The sequence below is a fragment of the Pseudarthrobacter phenanthrenivorans genome (genome assembly GCF_000813845.1).
Taxonomy (GTDB): domain Bacteria; phylum Actinomycetota; class Actinomycetes; order Actinomycetales; family Micrococcaceae; genus Arthrobacter; species Arthrobacter phenanthrenivorans_B.
Genome location: NZ_JWTB01000072.1, coordinates 1 through 561, shown reverse-complemented (window position 1 = coordinate 561; position 561 = coordinate 1). Strand labels below are relative to the sequence as shown.

At 70.9% G+C, this 561-nt stretch carries 1 pseudogene; it reads right to left on the bottom strand.

Going from position 1 to position 561, the window contains the following annotated elements:
• Positions 1-101: 101 nt before the first annotated feature.
• Positions 102-561: pseudogene (locus tag RM50_RS20925) on the bottom strand (hypothetical protein); the annotation flags it as partial.

Here is a 561-nt window from a genome sequence, read left to right as displayed (position 1 = left end):
GGACAGGTCCCGGGTGACGTCCCCGAGCAGTTCACCCAGGGACGCGTTGTCCGCTTTCACGTGCGCCGCGCTGGGCGGCGGCTCCGGAATCTGGCTGCTCATCACAGACCACCCGTTCCGTGGCGGCCGGTTCCGGTGGTTCCCTCGTTGCCAAACGGCTCGTCATCGTTGTAGACGCCGTTTTCGGCCCGGAAGGGATCGTCGTCGAACCGAAGCGGCGACTCCTCCGCGGTGCCGGAGGGCAGGGTGCTGGTGGACACGGGGCCTCCGCCGCCTACTGTTGGCGGCGCGAACAGGTCATCTGTGCCGGCGGCGTAGACGGTCTCCTGGTGCAGGGGAGCCACAGGCGGCGACTGCACGGCTGGCGGCTGCACGGCCCGGTGCTGGCCGGAAGCCGAAACCTGGCCCTGGGTTTCCGGGGCGCCTGCGGTGAGGCCGCGGGTCAGGCGTCCGGCCAGGACGCCGGCGCCTGCCGCGAGGAGCAGGAAGGTTCCGGGGTTGTTACGGGCGTACCGCTGGACTTCGGTCAGGAGGTCGCCCGGCTGCCGGTTCTCCAGCCAG